This is a genomic window from SAR202 cluster bacterium (assembly GCA_009392515.1).
Lineage (GTDB): Bacteria > Chloroflexota > Dehalococcoidia > Lucifugimonadales > UBA6952 > UBA6952.
In genome coordinates this window covers 33,089-51,586 of sequence record VFGE01000020.1, presented here as the reverse complement: position 1 = coordinate 51,586, position 18,498 = coordinate 33,089, and the positions used below count along the sequence as shown (strand labels likewise).

Below are 18,498 nucleotides of genomic sequence, written 5' to 3'. Positions count from 1 at the left end.
GCTATGGAAATTAGTTCAATAGACAATTATGAAAGAAAAAAAGTAGACATAAATAGTTCATTTATGTCTTATATTGATAGCGGAAACGGTGATGTTATTATGTTTATACATGGAAATCCAACATCATCATTTTTGTGGCGAAATATAATTCCACAAATAGAGAAAACTTCACGTTGTATAGCACCGGATTTAATCGGAATGGGTAATTCTGGCAAACCGGATAATTGCAGATATACTTTTTTAGAGCATTATAATTATTTGTCAGAATTTATTGACAATGTGGTGCCCGATGGGAAAATTACCTTGGTAATTCATGATTGGGGCTCTGCTCTAGGTTTTTATTGGGCATATAATAATCCTGAAAGAATAAAAGGTATTGTTTATATGGAGGCTTTAGTTAGACCAATAACTTGGGACGAGTGGCCAGAGAATGCTAGAAATATATTTAATCTTCTTCGATCTGATGCTGGTGAAGAATTGATATTTGAAAAAAATATTTTTGTTGAGAGAATACTACCAAATAGTGCTATAAACGGTGTTTCTGATGCTGCAATGGAAATTTACAGATCTCCATATTCGATTATGGAAACTAGACTACCAACTTTAGTATGGCCTAGAGAAATTCCAATTTCTGGGGAACCCCAACATATGGTTGAAATAATTAGTAATTATGCTGAATTTATGAATAAAAGTAAATTTCCAAAATTATTTATCAATGCTAATCCTGGTTCTATTCTCACAGGTGCACAGAGGGAATTTTGTAGACAATGGACAAATCAAAAAGAAGTTACAGTTAAAGGTTTGCATTTTATTCAAGAAGACTCACCAATAGAAATTGGATATGAAATAAGTCAATGGTTATCAGAAATACAATAAAAAAGAGGTATATATGAGTTCTTATAAAACTTTAAATTTTGATATAAAAGATCAAATCGCATATATGGAATTTGCTACTCCAGATAGTGCAAATGCCATGACATCAGAGATGGCAGAAGAAATGGCTCAAGTTTCTGAAATATGTCTAACTAATTTTAAATTAAGAGCAATCAAAATAACTGGACAGGGAAAAATATTTTGTGGCGGTGGGAATGTTAAAGCATTCAGTCAAGAAGGCAGTAATCTTGAAAAATACCTAGAAAGTATGGCTACAAATTTACATGCAGCAATAGCTAATTTTTCAAGATGCAAGGCTCCAGTAATTTCTATAGTGCAAGGATTTGCAGCAGGGGCAGGTCTAAGTTTGGTTGGGGCATCGGACTTTGTTGTATCCTCTGATTCTGCGAAGTTTACGTTAGCATATTCTAGAATTGGATTTTCTCCTGATGGTTCTTCCAGTTATTTTCTTCCTAGAATCATAGGGATAAGAAAAATGATGGACCTTATGATTACAAATCGTATTTTGAGCGCTGAAGAAGCTATGGACTGGGGGCTAGTAAGCCGAGTTGTACCTGAAGATTCATTGATTGAAGATGGCCAAAAGTTCGTTGAATCTATAGCTAAAGGTGCCACTTCAGCTATAGGTATGGCAAAGAAATTATTAGTTTCAACTTTTGAACAATCTTTAGAATCTCAGATGGCTTTAGAGCATTTAGGTATAGCAACCATGTCAAGAACTGCTGATTGTAAAGAAGGATTTAAAGCATTTATTGATAAACGAGACCCTATATTTAATGGTTCTTAATTTTAATTAGATCTTTGATCTGCAAATTTAGTATGTGCGTCTATAAGAACAGTTTTTCCTTCGCTATTAAGCTTTTGTGCCTGTAATAATGCTGGCTTAATTTCTGATGGCTTGGTTATTTTGATACCAGTAGCGCCCATTCCTTCAGCTATTTTCCAATATTCTCCAAACATATGTGAAACACCATAAACTTCTCGCGCAGTAGGAAAGCCTCCAGGATAGGTTGCCATTCCACCGTTATTTAATAGAATAGTCGTAATTGGTAAATTTGACCTAACCGACGTTTCAATATCTAAACCAGACATTCCAAAGGCACCATCACCCATAAAATTGACACAAAATTTTTCTGGGAATGCTTTTTTAACCCCAATCATTAATGGAATACCAAACCCAAGATGAGTAGTTTTCCCCCAACCTACATAACCATGGGGAGTTGTTGCATTATAAAACGGCACCATCATATCTCTTGGTGCTCCGGCATCATGAGTTACTACGCTTTGGGTTTTATCAACTGTTTGGTCTAATTCCCATATTAACCTGTAAGGATTAATCGGTCCTTCATCATCTGTTAATATTGGCAACCATTGTTCTAGCCATTTTGATTTAACACTTTGTATTTCTTTAATAACTTCAGGTCTTTGTTTACCTTTGTCACCCACTTGTGATTTTATTTCATCAATCAATAATTTTATCGTTTCCTTTGTATCCCCAGGAAGTGAAATTTCTACGTTATAATCTTTATTAATATCTTCTACACTGACAACATTATGAATTATAGTTTTTCCGTCAGGTATAGTTCTTGCATATGGTGTTCGAGTTAGACTTGTACCTAACGCAAGGATTAAATCTGATTCATCTAACCATTTAACAGCAGCTGCAGTTGTTGCTCCAGAACCTGCTCCTAATGATAATGGATGAGTTTCATCAAATCCTGATTTGCCAGGCATACTGGTATATACTGGTAGACTTAGTAATTCTGCCAATTCCTTGAGTTCTTCAGTAGATTGAGAAAATAAAACACCCATACCTGACCAAATTATGGGATTTTTTGCTTTTAGTAACGCTGAAACTGTATCTTTAATACTAGATATTGAAGGTAATTGAGTACTTTTTGTAGGTGAATGATACGAATCTATATCGATATTTATTTCACTTGCACCTACATCACTAGGAAGTTCAATCATGACAGGGCCAGGTCGTCCGTTTCTAAGTTGATGGAATGCTCTTCTCATGACATCAGGTATTTGATCTGCTTTATTAACTAACTCACCGTATTTTAAAACATTTCTAAATGTATCTACTGCAGAGAATTCTGGTCTTATATTAATTCTGTGCAAAGCAGGGGCACCTGGTAATACTAAAACAGGAATATTGTCCGCAAAAGCCTGGCTAATTCCACCCATAGAGTTTTCAGCACCAGCTTGGTTTTGCATAGCAAAAACTCCAAATTGATTTCTATCATTCATGCGACTGAATCCATCTGCTGCCATCATGCCCCCACGTTCATGTCTAAAAGCTATGGGTCGAATACCTTCTTTAGCAGCTGCTTCAATAACAGGATTTGAGGGAAAACAGGATATCCATTCAATTCCTTCTTTTTTTAATATTCTTGCTATCGCTTCAGTACCATTCATAATTGCCCCCTGTAATTTTTAATTCGCAATGAGAAGTATATCATGGATTATATCTTCAGTATCTATTTTTAAATCATTATAAACAGATCGTGTAACGCCTGACTTATCTATAATATAAATTGGTAAAGAATGATCTATTTTATAAGAAGGAAAGTTGTCATTATTATATAAATCTCGCATAGTTTTTTGCGAAATTACTTCAATAACATTGCCTTGATCCATAATTGCTGCATCTGTTGCTATACCATAATGACTCCAAATACCTTCAAGTTTTTCGAGTTCTCCACTTAGAAAAACCCAGTTAGCTTGAACTTCTTTCGATTGCCAGTAAGGATTTTCGTTATTTAATCTCATGTATTTATATGTATTTTCTGGGATATCATTGTTTGGATCCACAGAAATGGAAAGGAATGTTATATCTTTGGCAATGTCTGGATGTTGGTTCAAAATTTCAGATTGCAATTTAGAGATTATTGGGACAATGATTTTGCATTCTTCTTTACATTCTGAATATAAAAAAGTTAAAACAATAATTTGGCCATCAAAGTCATCAGTGATTACAGAATTATTGTATTGGTCTGTAAGTTTAAATGAGGGGATTTCTTGACCATTAGTAATAGTTGTCCCTTTAAATTCATTAGGTGTGCAGTTAGTTAGCAAAATAGTCCAAAGTAAAAATACTACTAATAAGGTAATACTGTAGGAAAAAGGTTTGTATATTTTTTGTATACTTATCAAATACCGAAACCACTACTAATCATAACTGCTATTAATAAAAGCATAAGATATAACAGGGAATATAAATATAATTTTCTCGCAGATAAATGGTCTTGGCTCTGCCAGAGTTTTATACCAAGATACAAAAAATATACATCTAAGATTAATGCAGAAACAAGGTAAAATAAACCTAGTTGAGGAACAGTATAGAAAAGTATAGTTAAAGCAACTAAAATTATTGAATGCATCATTATAAATTTACGCGTTTCTTCTATACCCATAACTACATTTAGCATTGGAATATTTGCATTAGCATAATCTTTTTCCAAAAGGATGGAGAGTGCCCAAAAATGTGGAGGTGTCCAAAAGAAAATTATTGCAAAAAGGTATAGTGATGGTAGTCCAATACTGCCTTGTACAGCAGCCCATCCAATGATAGGAGGAAGTGCTCCTGCAGCTCCACCAATAACAATATTTTGAGTAGAAGTTCTTTTTAACCACAGCGTGTAAATAAAAACATAAAATAAAGTGGCACCTAATGTTAATAAAGCACTAAGTAAATTAACTATTGTCCAAAAGGCTACGAAAGATATTACGTTTAATACGATGCCAAAAATCAATGCATTTGTAGGGCTAACTCTACTTCCAGCAACAGGTCTGGATTTGGTTCGAGACATGACGGTATCTATGTCTCTATCCATAAAATTATTTATTGCATTAGCCCCGGCAGAAGCCAAAGCACCTGCAACTAATACAGTAGCTATAAGATGTATTTGTGGCAAACCTTGCTCAGCAATAATCATTCCAGTTAGAGCAGAAAGTAGTAATAATAAAATGATCAAAGGTTTGGATAATTCAAAATAGTCAGATAGTAGTTGTATTAAATTGAATTCAGATTTTAAGTTTGTTTGTTTTTGATACATCCAGGTAATAGTTAAAAGGTACATAGATGCAAGCCATAATGCAGACGCTAATGACAAATGAAGGACTCTGAATACAGGATGAAATCCTGAAGCTGGATTTAACGCTCCAATAAAAATTTGGGCGAGTAAAAATGTTCCTACAAGTAATCCTGGAAAAGTAATTTTGGGAATATTTATTTTGTATGCGTAGATTACAGGAATTGCTATTGTGATAGTGCCCACTACTACTACGACTCTATGAAACATATGTAGCCATTGAATATTTAGTTGCGGCAATAGAGTGTTATCACAAAGAGGCCAATTGGGGCAACTGGTGCCTGCACCTGCGCCAACAACATATGATCCCGATATAAGTATTATAAATGAACTTGCAGCACCAATTATGGACCATCGTAAAAGGTTTGGAATTTTATCAATTATTAATTTGTCTTTCAAAGGTTGAATTTTGTTAGTCAAAATAACATACATAAAGAGCAGGGTGGCAAATATAAATTGTGCAGTGCTTAGATGAGTTGTAACTATTTCTGGTGGTAATTCTCTTAGAACTGTAATCGCTCCTAGTACAACTTGAAAGATTAAAAGTATTAGAGCGACTGTAGCAGGTACCGTTATTAGTGAAAATTTACGATATTTCCACCAAGCAAGTATTGTCACTAATAAAATAGGGAATCCAGTTATAGCTGCTAATGTCCTATGAGACCACTCAATCCATATTTTATGTACCTCAATAAGTTCACCCGCGTAATTTACGTCCTCAAGAGGCGGAATGAATTGCCCGTAACAAAGCGGCCAATCAGGACACCCTAAACCAGAATCAGTAACTCTAACTATTCCACCTAAAGTTATAAGTGCAAAAAGCAAACATAAGGTGATTAGCAGAATTGTTTTAAATCCTGAACCTACCCCAGAAAGATCAAATAAGTTTGTATAGTTATTTTTTTCAGTAGTCATTAATTTTATTGTAAAACAGGTCTTAAGTAACTACAATGTCTTTTTTAAGAATGATGTTTTATGCCTTCTTATAAATGATTACAGTTTGTATTGACTGAACCTAATGTCTTTGATATATTTCGCTGTGAAATTTATCACAGATTGTGATAGAATGTATTGATATATAATAAAGCTTGAATGGTGATAACTTGAAACACACTAGGATTTTAAAGATTGTTTTTGCAACTATGTTGTTAGGGCTTTCTTTAGCTTGTACACCTGAACATTTGCAATCTACATTTGATCCAAAAGGTCCTATTGCCCGGGATCAGGGATATTTGTTTGAGATCCTTTTTTGGGCAATGGCTGCAGTTTTTATTGTAGTTCAAACAGGTTTAGTTTATACAATCATAAAATATCGCAGAAAGTCTGAAAATGAACTTCCAAAACAAGTCCATGGTCATGATAAACTCGAAATTGCTTGGACAATAGCACCTATTTTCGTTTTGGCAGCTGTTGCTATTCCAACAGTAAGTATGATTTTCGAACATGACGAGATACCTACAAATATGCCTAAAATCGAAGTAACAGCTGAGGGGTATCAATGGTGGTGGGGATTTGAATATACTGATGAGAATATAAATATTGTAACAGCTAATGAAATGCATATTCCTACTAACACTGTTATTAATGTTTCCTTAAAATCTGAAAACGTTATCCATAGTTTTTGGATTCCAAAATTAGCAGGTAAAATGGATTTGGTTCCTAATAATAATAATTCTATGTGGTTTATTGCAGATGAACCTGGCGAATATTATGCCCAATGTGCTGAATATTGTGGAACATCTCATGCAAACATGAAATTCAAAGTATATGTTCATGATCAAGCTGGATTTGATGAATGGGTAGAAAATGAACAGAAATCTGCTAATGCTAGCCTTATTGAATGTGCCTCTGCTGATGCAAATTGTTCTGGCCTTGCAGCAAAAGGTGCGAATATATTTGCTAATAAAAAATTCAGCGGAGTTATAAGAGGTCAACAGGTTGAGAATCAAATGTGCGCAGCTTGTCATACAGTAGCAGGTATGAAAATAAGAGGTAATGCAGGTCCTGTATTGACTCATGTTGCTAGTAGGACCACGCTGGCTTCAGGAATGTTTGATAATACCGAAGAAAACTTAACTTCTTGGATTACTGATCCCAAAAATATGAAACCTGGGGTTTATATGCCAACACTAAACTTTGAAGATGGAGATGTTGAGGCTCTGGTTGCATATTTGCAAACATTAAGATAATAAATAACACTAATAAATAAAAATAACGGAGGTAAATTGATGGCAGCTAATTCAGGATCTCTGCCAAAGTTTTTGCAGAGACCCACTTCTTACACAACAGGTGTTTGGGGTTGGATTACTACGGTTGACCACAAAAAAATAGGAATAATGTATGGCTTTACGGCTATATTCTTTTTTCTTTTAGGTGGACTTGAAGCAGTAATTATTAGAAGTCAGCTTGCATTTGCAGATAATGAGATAGTTTCACCTGATATTTATAATCAGCTGTTTACTATGCATGCACTGACTATGATATTTTTAGCGATTATGCCTTTAGCTGTTACTTTTTTCAATCTAATAGTACCCTTGCAAATTGGAGCTCGAGACGTTGCTTTCCCACGTTTAAATGCATTAAGTTACTGGATTTATCTTTCGGGAGGATTGTTACTAAATGCAGGTTGGATACTAGGCGGAGCAGCAGACTCAGGGTGGTTTGCTTATGCTCCATTAACTCTAGACCAATATGGTAGTGGCGGTAGAGGAATGGATTTCTATTCACTTGGATTGTTAGTACTTGGAGTTTCTTCGGTTGCAGGTGGTTTGAATTTTCTTGTAACTATCATTAATATGAGGGCTCCCGGTATGACTCTGATGAGGATGCCTGTATTTACCTGGATGGCATTTATTACATCAATTTTGTTAGTTACTGCTATGCCTGTTATTACTATAGCTTTAATTGAGCTAGCTTTAGATAGAATATTAGGTACGCAATTTTTCGCCCCTGGAGCCGGTGGAGATCCTCTCTTATGGCAACATTTATTTTGGGTTTTTGGTCACCCTGAGGTTTATATTTTAATTTTACCTGCAATGGGTATAGTATCAGAGGTATTACCAACATTTTCTAAGAAACCATTGTTTGGATATCCATTTATTATATTTTCAGGTATATTCATTGGATTTATGGGATGGGCTGTTTGGAGTCATCACATGTTTACTGTTGGAATGGGACCTGTAGCAAATGCTACATTTGCTATTACTACAATGCTTATTGCAGTTCCTACAGGAGTAAAAATATTCAATTGGATTGGTACAATGTGGGGTGGTTCAATAGACTTTAAAACCCCTATGTTGTTCTCTATAGGGTTTGTATTCTTATTTATTATCGGTGGTCTTAGTGGTGTTAGCCATGCTGCTCCTCCATCAGACTATCAACAACAGGATACATACTATATTGTTGCCCATCTTCATTACGTACTGTTTGGCGGTGCAATATTTGGTATCTTCTCAGGAATTTACTATTGGTGGCCTAAATTTAGTGGAAAGCTATTAAATGAAAACTTGGGTGTTATTCATTTCGTTTTATTATTTATTGGTATGAATATGAGTTTTGGTCCTATGCACTGGCTTGGTATGGACGGTATGCCACGAAGAATTTATACCTACGGTGCTGAATATGGCTGGGAGTTTTGGAATACTGTTTCCACTTTAGGTTCATATATCATTGCATTAGGCACTATCGTATTCATAGTCAATGTTTTTTACACTATGAGACAAGAACGACGTACTGATCTTGCAGATCCATGGGACGGCAGGACACTAGAATGGTCTATTCCTTCACCAGTTCCTGAATACAACTTTAAAGAAATCCCAATTGTTAATGGTTTAGACTCTTTTTGGGATACAAAATATAGTACAGATGAGCAAGGTTATATGACGCCTATTCCGCAAGGTGCTTCAGATGATAATCAAGGGGATGAAGAAGTAGATATACATATGCCAGGTTTGTCCTATTTCCCATTTATAACTGGTATTGGGTTATCAGTTTCGGGTTTTGGTTTCGCAATTTACAGTCAATATAATGTGGTTGGTTTAACTATAGCAATAGTTGGTATACTTGCTACATTTTTCGGGGCATACGGTTGGTGTTTTGAACCAGCCGACCCTGAGGATCATCATTAAAGAATGGGAGTATTTTAAATATGACTACACATGAGACAGCAGGTCATACTACGACAACAGGATTAGATAATCGTAAGGTTATGATGTGGGCTTTTATAGGTTCAGATTGTTTGTTTTTTGCCTCACTTGTTTCCACCTATTTACTATACAGGGGTAAAAGTGTTGTAGGTCCATATCCTTATGAAGTATTTAATATTCCATATACTTCAGTGAGTGCTTTTGTACTTTTGATGAGTAGTTTAACAATGGTTTTGGCACTAAGTGCAATACAAAGAGGTGACCACGCCAGATTGAGAATTTGGTTGCTTGCAACATCTATTCTGGGATGTATATTTCTTGGTGGTCAGTACTTCGAATTCACAGTCTTTGTTGAACAAGGAGTTACTTTACAAGGTAATTTATTTGGATCAAGCTTTTTCACACTTACAAGTTTTCATGGTTTACACGTTACATTTGGAGTAGTAATCTTGATGTCTTTTTATATCATGTCACTTAGAGGTAGATTATCACAGGATCAAAGTTTGAATATTGAATTAGCCGGTTTGTATTGGCATTTTGTTGATATTGTATGGATTGTAATATTTACCGTTGTTTATCTAATCGAAGCTCCAAACATTGTTCATTAATTTAGTATAGGGAGAAAATATGGCTACTGAACATCACAATACAGAACATCCTAGTTCCATGAAGTATGTTGTTATTGCTCTAATATTAAGCGTTGTAACAGCAATAGAGGTAGCTGTTGTGTATGTAGAGGCTCTTTCTGCTGTATTAATACCTATACTGTTAATTCTTTCCATAGGCAAATTTGTTGTTGTTGTTGGGTATTACATGCATCTTAAATTTGATAACAAATTATTTACTATTCTATTTGGTAGTGGTTTGATACTTGCAATTTATGTATTGTGTGCCCTTATGTTATTGTTTGGTGTTTTTTAATTAAATGTTGATAAATGAAAGGTTAGTTTGATGGACAGATTGTTATCTGCTTTTTGGGTTCCATTCATAGTTGTATTTTTTACACTAGGATTGATATTTGGTATTGGAGAAGCATTTACATACCTCGCTCACCTAGAGCATAAGCGATTTGGGATTTTAGAGCCCTATGCTGTAATTGGCGCAACAATTTTAACTCTAATAGCTATTGGCGCTGCAGGTGTTGCAGCTTCTGAGAATATATTGTTTAGAAAGATAATTGGTGCTGCTACTGCATTATTTATTATTATTTTAGCTATATATTTATTTATACAAATAATCACTGCTACTGGTACAGAGTCAGGTTGGAATCAAATGGCTGATTTTATGGCCATAATTACTGCAGTTTTACTAAGTGGAAGTATGATTCTTGGAACAATACTTACTTTCAGACGCTTGCAAGTCATTGATAACGAATAAGACAAAAAATATCTACTAACTTATAATAGTTATATGACTGATCAATTTTCTTGGACTGAGTGGCACTTACATTTTGAAATAATTATTGGAGTTTTATTACTTCAAGCATTATATATTTATGCGATTATTCCACTTAGAGAGAAATATAGTTTAGCATCAGAGATAGATAATAGAAGACTATTTTATTTTACATTAGCTAATATAATTGTATATATAGCCTTAACTTCTTTTATTCATGAACTAGCAGATAGATTTTTATTTAGTGCTCATATGACACAACATCTATTACTGATATTAGTTTCTATTCCGTTATATATAAAAGGAGTTCCTCCATGGCTGTGGACTTGGATTTTTCAATTAAAAATACTAAGAGTTATTTTTCGAATTTTTGCTAATCCGATAATTGCTTTTTTCTTATCAAATATTGTAATTTTTGGATTCCATGTTCCATGGGTATATGACCTTTCATTATCAAATCATTGGCTTCATATTGTCGAACATCTAGTTTTTATGTTTGGAGCATTAGTATTATGGTGGCCATTATTAGGTGCTTCTGCACAAGTGCAAAGATTAGGATATCCAATAAGAATAATATATTTATTTTTCCAAACTTTGCCTATGGGATTTGTTGGGGCAGCTATTACATTTTCTCGAGGAGAAATTTATCATTGGTATAGTGATCTACCTGTTCTGTGGGGTTTAAGCCGAATTGAAGATCAACAAATTGGTGGTCTTATTATGAAGATTCCTGGGGCTTTTGTTTTCTTTCTATTTATGGGGATAATTTTTTTTCAGTGGTATACAGAATCTGAACGTAATAATAGTTCTGATTCATTAGAAGAATTAGTTGGACAAAAGGAAAAATTGACGTAATTGATTTTCGATGCTAAATTTCTGTATACTGTAGCTTCTGGTGAGCATAAACGATGTTTTAACCTTAGGGGTGTAGCTCAGCTGGAAGAGCGGCGGTCTCCAAAACCGTAGGTCCGGGGTTCGAGCCCTCGCACCCCTGCCAGAGTTTAAAATCCATGGGCCGAGGTGGTGGAATCGGTAGACACGCGGTCTTGAGGGGGCCGTGAGCGAAAGCTCGTAGGAGTTCAAGTCTCCTCCTCGGCATTATAAAGAATATATTAAGGCGACGTAGCCAAGTGGTCTAAGGCCGGGGTCTGCAAAACCTCTATTCGCGGGTTCGAATCCCGCCGTCGCCTCCATTATATTTTCTTAAATTCGAACAGTAGGTGTTTTATGATAGGTATAGAAAGTAGTACTTTTTCAATTGTGGGAAGATGTAACAGAACAGGTATGTTTGGAGTTGCTGTAACTACATCAGATTTATCAGTTGGTTCAAGATGCCCTCATGTACAACCTCATGTGGGTGCGATAACAACCCAAGCATCTACTGATCCTCGTTTGGGTAAATTTGCTTTAAATCTTTTATCTACTGGCTATTCCGCAAAAGCAACTATGGATGAATTATCTAAATCTGATCAATATATAGAGCGTAGACAAATTGGTATCATTGATGTTGATGGTCGTACTGCTGCTCGAACGGGTAAATTAAATGGTCCATGGGCTGGTCATCAAGAGGGAAACAATTTTATTGCATTAGGAAATGGATTAGTAGGTGAAGAGGTCATTAAAGCTATGTCGCAAACCTTTGAAAATAATTCATCTGAGGATTTAGAACAAAGATTAATGTTGAGTTTAGAATCTGGATTGGATGCAGGCGGTGAAATTGAAGACATGACACCCTATCATTCTGCTGCAATTTTAGTTTATGGAAGTGATACCTTTGCTCGTGTAGATTTACGAGTTGATGAACATAGTACTGCTGTTAAAGAGTTACGTAGGATTTTAGATCTCTATAGAAGAAGGTTGGATTATTTTTTAATGAGACCCATAGATCCTGATGCAGCAGTAGAATTAAAAGACTTAACATAGAGGGTGTGGAAATGGGTATATTACTTACACATGCAACAATACTTACCGGTGAACAAAATGATAAAGTTATAACAAATGGTGCTGTTGCAATAGATAAGGATAAGATTATTGATGTTGGTGACGCCGAGGTATTAGAAGCCAACTATCAGAATTTTGATAAATATGTTCTGAAAAATCGATTAATTATACCTGGATTGATAAATAATCATACACACACGGTATTAAATGTATTAAGAGGAGCTATTGAAAATGCAGGTTCGGCCGACCGAGTTTATGGTTATATGGTACCAATATCCTTTGTTATGACCGATGAAGATAGAAAAGCTTTAGCAGCAGTTGGATGCTTGGAAGCTATAAAGTCAGGAACAACCACACTTGTTGATCCATTAAGATTTGTTAATTCTTATGCCGAAACTATGGCTAATACCGGCCTTAGGTTATATTTGGCAGAATCAGCAGCAGATGCAGTTACAACAGAAATTCGAACCTCAGGTTATAGATATGATAAGTCATGGGGAGATGCCTTTTTAGAGAGAACACTTCAGTTAATTGATAATCATCATGCAACAAAAAATAATAGAGTTCAATGTATGGTTGCTGCTCATGCGACTGATATTTGTTCTCCATGGTTATTGAGAGAACTTAATGATATAGCTCACTCAAAAGGTTTAAGACGCACTATACATTTAGCTCAATCATCACAAGAAGTTACCCAAGTTAAGTCTATGGCAGAAGGTAAAACTCCTGTTGAATACTTACTTGAAAACGACTGGCTAGGAAGAGATGTTTTAGCAGCGCATTGTTCATACTGTACAACTTCTGATATTGGGCTTTTGTCTGAAACAGCTACTTCAATGGCGCATTGCCCAGCTTCAAGTTCTAGACGAGGATATCATGGGTTAGCAAATATGCCTGGTTTGGTTGATTTGGGTGTAAATGTAACTCTTGGTACAGATAATATGTCAGAAGATATGTTTGAAGCAATGAGGGTTGGTTTAATTTTAAATAGAGGTATGCGTGAAGACACAGGGGTTCCTACACCCAAAGATATCTTCAATTGGGCAACTTTAAACCCAGCTTATTCGTTAGAACGTGACGATTTGGGTAATATTGGTAAAAATATGAAGGCTGATATATCTATACTCCGATTAGATAGGCCTCACTTATCTCCAATTATTGATACATTATCCTCATTAGTTCATTATGGCCAAGCATCTGACGTTGAGTCAGTCATTGTGGATGGAGAATGGGTTATGAAAGACGGTAAAGTTTTAACTATGGATGAAGATGAAGTAATAACTCAGGCTCAAAATGCTACAATTCGGGCTTGGAGTGCATTAAAAAAACAATGGGGAGACATTGTAATACCTGAAGAATTTGATCAGTTTCTTTCCTGAGATATTAAACTTATATTGTTTTAACTGCATTTAGAAACAATCAATGAATGAATACTTCTACAAAAAGATTATCTCACCTTTAGGTTATCTATATCTGATAACTGACGATACCCATTTAAGGGCAGTCATTTATGAAACGAAACGAAATTATTTTGAACGATTAATTTCTATAGCATCACCTCGAGATAATAGTTTAATTAATCTTACTGAATTACAACTTAGCCAATATTTCTCTGGAGAAAGAAAAAAATTTGATTTACCTTTATTTTACGAAGGTACACCCTTTCAAATGAACGCTTGGAATTCATTATTACAGATACCATACGGAACAACAATTAGTTATGCTCAACAAGCTGAAAATATAGAAAATAGCAAAGCGGTTAGAGCTATAGGACATGCTAATAGCCTTAACCCAATAAGCATAATTATTCCGTGCCATAGAGTAATTGGAAAGTCAGGGAAACTTGTTGGTTATGGCGGGGGTTTAGATTCTAAGAAATATTTAATTAGTTTAGAAAAAGGGCATATTTTATAGCTTTAAGATTAATTAAATTCGTAGTACAATATCACTAGCGTATTGTGAATACCTCTTTTCTATTGACATACTATAATCTGGGGTGCAAAATATGCTGACAACAAAGTTCTAAAGAAAATTTATTTTATTGTACTTTAATACTTTTGGAGGTTCGATATGGATTTTGGGTATGCTAGTTCCCAACAAGCTTTGCGTCAAGAGGTTCGAGATTTCATCGCAGAAAACATGACTCAAGACGTAATCGAAGAGGTTCATGGCCGTGGTGAAGACGGTAGAGGCCCTTTGATGAATGAATTATTTAAGAAAATAGGTGAGCGAGGTTGGTTAGGTATATCTTGGCCAAAAGAATATGGTGGTCAAGGTGGAGATCGCCTAACTCAGTATCTCGTTGAAGAAGAATTTGCAAGAGTTGGATTATCTGTTGGTGGTGGAGGAAGTGGAGCTCCAGCTATTATGGCAGCAGGCACGCAAGAACAAAAAGACTATTATATTCCTCGAATTATCAAGGGTGAAATTAGTTTTGCTCAAGGTTTTACAGAGCCAAGTGGAGGTGCAGACCTTGCATCTTTGCAGTGCCGCGCAGTTGAAGACGGCGATGAATTTGTAATTAATGGGCAAAAGATATATACATCCTCAGCTCATGTATCAACTCATTTATATTTAATGGCAAGAACCGACCCAGAAGCTCCTAAGCATAGAGGAATATCAATTTTCTTGCTTCCAATGGATACCCCTGGTATTACTGTTCGACCTTTATGGACAATACAAAACGATCCTCCTGCTCCAGAAGGAACCACTTATGGAACTCCTAGAACTAACGAAACTTTTTATGAAAATGTTCGAATCCCAAAGAGTAGTTTGCTAGGTGAACTCAACATGGGTTGGTATGTTGGTGCAATGGGTTTGAATTTAGATAGAGTCGGAGCATCTAGGTATCTGATTTCTGTAAGAAGAGATGAAGATATTGTAAATCTGGCTAAAAGTGATTCAAGCCAATATCTCAATATTCGAAATAACCCAACTGTGCGTGATAAAGTTGCAGAGATGTGGATAGAGGCCCAAGTATGTCGATTGATGACTTGGAGAAGTATGTCTATTGTGGAATCTGGAGGAAACTTCACATATGAAGGTTCAGCTGAAAAAGTATGGGCTCCAGAACATGGATTACGAGCTACAGAGGCTTATGCACAAATGCTTGGACCATATGGCCAACTTTTAAATACTTCAGCAAATAATGTTGAAAGTGGTTTGTTTGCTCATAACCTACTTGGAGCATTCCAATCTGGAATTAACCATGGAAGTGTCCAAATAATGAGAGATCAAGTTGCAAGACGTGGATTAGGTCTACCTAGAGGATAATGAATCTATAAGCAACAAATATTACAAATAAAAAATACATCAAGAAGGTGATCTAATGGATGTCTTGTTATCTGAAAATGAAGAAATGATACGTAATCTTGCTAGAGAATTCTTGGAGGGCGAATGTCCTACAAGTCTAGTCAGAGATATGGAAAAAGATGAATTGGGCTATTCTCAAGATATGTGGAAAAAAGTAGCCGCAGAATTGGGGTGGACAGCTTTGTCTTTGCCTGAACAATACGGTGGACTAGGTGAGCCACTACAGTTTTTAGGTTTGATTTTTGAAGAAGTTGGTCGTCATATGGCTCCAGTTCCTTTACTAAGCACTATGGTTTCAGCTTTAACTATTGCTAGAGATGGTTCAGAGGCGATGAAAAGTGACATACTTCCTCAAGTTGCATCTGGTGACCTAATATTAACTTATTCCTTCCAGGAAACTGATCCTCGACTAATAGAAGAAGCAGTTAAAACAACTGCAACTGCTGATGGTAGTGATTATGTTATTAATGGCAAGAAATTGTTTGTCGATAATTTTAATCAAGCTGATAAGTTAATTGTTACTGCCAATACTGGCAAAGGATTAACCCTATTTTTAGTTGACACTGGCTCTGCAGGAATTACTACAGAAAAAGAGGTCCCAACAGCAAAAGATAAACAGTTTGCGGTAATCTTTGATAATGTAAAAGTTTCCTCAGATAGTGTTATTGGGGAAATAGATAAAGGATGGACTACTGCAGAATATATGTTAGATTTGGGAGCTGTTTTTTATGCTAGCCAAATGTGTGGTGCTGCAAGGAAAGATTTTGAAATGGGACTTGAGTACTCAAAAAATCGTGTAGCTTTTGGCCGACCAATTGGCGCATTTCAATCTGTTGCTCATATGTTGGCTGATGCAGTTATGTATATCGATGGTGGAGAATTACTCACACGAGAGGCTATATGGAAGATGGACCAAGGACAGCCTTATCAGGTTGAAGTTTCACAAGCTAAAGCATTCTGTAATGATAAATTACAACATGTGACAGTTTATTCACAAATGATTCATGGTGGTATGGGCTTTATGATGGAATTTGATATACATTTGTGGTATCGACGTGTTGCTTCTTGGTCAATGAGAATGGGATCAACATTTGAACATCGAGCAAGGGTAGCACAAGGAATACTTGATACACCAGAAAAGGTTGAATTAGGTATGATACAAACACTTCCTGCTTAATTGAACTAAATTAAGAAAAGTTTTTATATAGGCCTAAGAATTCCTTAGGCCTATATGTTTTTAGGAGTAAGTTATGAGTAATCCTACAACTATTTTTTCAGAATTTGTTTCAGAAATCCAATTTTCTGACCTATCTTCAGATCTTGTTGATATAGCTAAAATTCCTATCATAGATGGTTTTGCTAATATGATGGCTGGATCAACCCAAGAAGTTTCAGGTTTAGTATCACAGTATGTCACAACTTTGGGTGGTAATAATCAATCTACAGTTATAGGTCATAATTATAAAACAAGTACTTTATTAGCAGCATTTATAAATGGTGTATCGGGACATTGTCTTGATTATGAAATTCAAGGTCATCCTGCAACTCATGGAACTTCTTCATGTCTTCCATCTGCTTTGGCATTAGGTGAAAATCGTAGTATTAATGGTAAACAATTAATACTTTCATACATTCTTGGATGGGAAATACAAGCCAGAATGAGATTAGCGACTGAAGGAGTTACTAATGGTGCATATCATCCTCCAGGATTGTTTGGACCATTAGGAGCAGGAGTTGCATCAGCTAAGGCGCTTAGTTTTAATAGTGATCAAACAGAATTATGTTTAGGGATTGCAGCTTCTAGAACTGGTGGCCTTACTGCAAATACGGGAACTATGGTTAAATCCACACATCCTGCAAATGCAGCTCGAATGGGAGTAGAGTCTGCATTACTTGTTGAATCTGGATTTACTAGTACAAAAAATATTTTTGAAACAGAAAATGGCTATAATGATGCCATATTTAACGGAAAAGTTAATTGGGATATTTTTTTAAATGATTTAGGTAGTAGATTTTCATTAATCGATCCAGGATTTGACATAAAAAGATTTCCTGCTCAAATAAATATGCAACGTCCAATTGAAGCAGCATTAAACCTTAGAAAAAATAATGATTTTGACCCATCTAAAGTTGTGAAAATTCATATTGAAACAAGTAACCCAGGCCATTCAGGTCCAATCCCGCGTTCAGGATTAGATGGAAAATTTAGTGCATGGTATTGTGCAACAGTAGCAATATTAGATGGTATAATTAATATTGAAAGTTTTAGTGATAAAAGAAGGTTTTCCAAAGATGTAGAAAATCTTTTATCTAATGTTACATATACTAACAATGGTAAATCAACACGAACTACTGCCGTGGTTACAGCAACATTAGAAGATGGGACTGAACTATCTGATAGTTGTTTGGACTTCCAAGGTTCAACTGAAAATCCTATGTCTAAAGAACAACGAAAAGAAAAATTCTGTTATTGTGCTACTAGAATAATGGGTGAGCAAAATGCAGAGGAATTGTGGGAAAGTTTAAATAATTTAGAAAATGTTGATAATATTTCTAAAATAATTGCACTTTCTAATTCAAATTGATACTATTCATTACATTGTAATGTAGTACGAGCCGAGGTGGCGGAATGGTAGACGCGGTGGACTTAAAATCCATTGTCCTAAAAGACGTGCGAGTTCGAGTCTCGCCCTCGGCATACTTCTTGTTTTGAG

The 18,498-nt window shown here is 35.5% G+C and carries 17 protein-coding genes and 4 tRNA genes; 18 read left to right on the top strand and 3 right to left on the bottom strand.

What is annotated here, in order from left to right:
• Window positions 1-3: 3 nt before the first annotated feature.
• Together FI695_01915 and FI695_01910 are read left to right on the top strand one after the other, a co-directional pair.
• Entirely contained in the window at window positions 4-876 is an 873-nt protein-coding gene (locus FI695_01915) for a haloalkane dehalogenase (GenBank protein ID MQG50720.1), read from the top strand.
• A 13-nt stretch (window positions 877-889) separates the two neighbouring features.
• Window positions 890-1,681, top strand: a complete 792-nt coding sequence (locus FI695_01910) for an enoyl-CoA hydratase (protein ID MQG50719.1) — start codon at window positions 890-892, stop codon at window positions 1,679-1,681.
• A gap of 2 nt (window positions 1,682-1,683) precedes the next feature.
• Here FI695_01910 and FI695_01905 read toward each other — a convergent pair whose 3' ends face one another.
• The 3 genes from FI695_01905 to FI695_01895 are packed head-to-tail and all read right to left on the bottom strand — an operon-like array spanning window position 1,684 to window position 5,906.
• Window positions 1,684-3,315, bottom strand: coding sequence for a thiamine pyrophosphate-requiring protein (locus FI695_01905; protein ID MQG50718.1), 1,632 nt, complete (start codon window positions 3,313-3,315; stop codon window positions 1,684-1,686).
• A gap of 18 nt (window positions 3,316-3,333) precedes the next feature.
• A complete protein-coding gene (locus FI695_01900; GenBank protein MQG50717.1) occupies window positions 3,334-4,053 on the bottom strand; it encodes a hypothetical protein in 720 nt (239 codons plus the stop codon).
• On the bottom strand, window positions 4,050-5,906 hold the full coding sequence (locus FI695_01895) for a protoheme IX farnesyltransferase (GenBank protein MQG50716.1): 1,857 nt from the start codon (window positions 5,904-5,906) through the stop codon (window positions 4,050-4,052). The genes FI695_01900 and FI695_01895 overlap by 4 nt, the downstream gene beginning before the upstream one ends.
• Window positions 5,907-6,094: 188 nt before the next feature.
• Here FI695_01895 and coxB point away from each other — a divergent pair, with 188 nt between their 5' ends.
• From coxB to FI695_01815, 16 genes are all read left to right on the top strand, one after another.
• Window positions 6,095-7,180, top strand: coding sequence for a cytochrome c oxidase subunit II (gene coxB / locus FI695_01890; GenBank protein ID MQG50715.1), 1,086 nt, complete (start codon window positions 6,095-6,097; stop codon window positions 7,178-7,180).
• 39 nt (window positions 7,181-7,219) lie between these two features.
• Window positions 7,220-9,118: a cytochrome c oxidase subunit I gene (gene ctaD / locus FI695_01885; protein MQG50714.1), complete on the top strand. Its 1,899-nt coding sequence runs from the start codon at window positions 7,220-7,222 to the stop codon at window positions 9,116-9,118.
• An 83-nt stretch (window positions 9,119-9,201) separates the two neighbouring features.
• Complete coding sequence (locus tag FI695_01880; GenBank protein MQG50713.1) at window positions 9,202-9,744, top strand: cytochrome oxidase subunit III; 543 nt, start codon at window positions 9,202-9,204, stop codon at window positions 9,742-9,744.
• Between the two features lie 19 nt (window positions 9,745-9,763).
• The gene (locus tag FI695_01875) at window positions 9,764-10,057 is read left to right on the top strand and encodes a cytochrome C oxidase subunit IV (protein ID MQG50712.1); all 294 of its coding nucleotides are present in this window, start codon (window positions 9,764-9,766) and stop codon (window positions 10,055-10,057) included.
• A gap of 30 nt (window positions 10,058-10,087) precedes the next feature.
• Window positions 10,088-10,513, top strand: coding sequence for a hypothetical protein (locus tag FI695_01870; protein MQG50711.1), 426 nt, complete (start codon window positions 10,088-10,090; stop codon window positions 10,511-10,513).
• 33 nt (window positions 10,514-10,546) lie between these two features.
• Window positions 10,547-11,386, top strand: coding sequence for a cytochrome c oxidase assembly protein (locus FI695_01865; GenBank protein MQG50710.1), 840 nt, complete (start codon window positions 10,547-10,549; stop codon window positions 11,384-11,386).
• A gap of 66 nt (window positions 11,387-11,452) precedes the next feature.
• Window positions 11,453-11,528 (top strand) — tRNA-Trp (locus FI695_01860).
• Between the two features lie 17 nt (window positions 11,529-11,545).
• Window positions 11,546-11,629: transfer RNA gene (locus FI695_01855), tRNA-Leu, on the top strand.
• 18 nt (window positions 11,630-11,647) lie between these two features.
• Window positions 11,648-11,724: transfer RNA gene (locus FI695_01850), tRNA-Cys, on the top strand.
• Between the two features lie 34 nt (window positions 11,725-11,758).
• Window positions 11,759-12,454 carry a DUF1028 domain-containing protein gene (locus tag FI695_01845; GenBank protein MQG50709.1) on the top strand — a complete coding sequence of 232 codons (696 nt, stop codon included), beginning with the start codon at window positions 11,759-11,761 and terminating at the stop codon, window positions 12,452-12,454.
• 11 nt (window positions 12,455-12,465) lie between these two features.
• Window positions 12,466-13,851: an amidohydrolase family protein gene (locus FI695_01840; GenBank protein MQG50708.1), complete on the top strand. Its 1,386-nt coding sequence runs from the start codon at window positions 12,466-12,468 to the stop codon at window positions 13,849-13,851.
• A 43-nt stretch (window positions 13,852-13,894) separates the two neighbouring features.
• Window positions 13,895-14,386: a methylated-DNA--[protein]-cysteine S-methyltransferase gene (locus FI695_01835; GenBank protein ID MQG50707.1), complete on the top strand. Its 492-nt coding sequence runs from the start codon at window positions 13,895-13,897 to the stop codon at window positions 14,384-14,386.
• 156 nt (window positions 14,387-14,542) lie between these two features.
• Window positions 14,543-15,745 carry a hypothetical protein gene (locus FI695_01830; GenBank protein MQG50706.1) on the top strand — a complete coding sequence of 401 codons (1,203 nt, stop codon included), beginning with the start codon at window positions 14,543-14,545 and terminating at the stop codon, window positions 15,743-15,745.
• Window positions 15,746-15,800: 55 nt separating this feature from the next.
• On the top strand, window positions 15,801-16,961 hold the full coding sequence (locus FI695_01825; protein ID MQG50705.1) for an acyl-CoA dehydrogenase: 1,161 nt from the start codon (window positions 15,801-15,803) through the stop codon (window positions 16,959-16,961).
• A gap of 73 nt (window positions 16,962-17,034) precedes the next feature.
• A complete protein-coding gene (locus FI695_01820; protein MQG50704.1) occupies window positions 17,035-18,369 on the top strand; it encodes an MmgE/PrpD family protein in 1,335 nt (444 codons plus the stop codon).
• 30 nt (window positions 18,370-18,399) lie between these two features.
• Window positions 18,400-18,482, top strand: a tRNA-Leu gene (locus tag FI695_01815).
• Window positions 18,483-18,498: the final 16 nt, after the last annotated feature.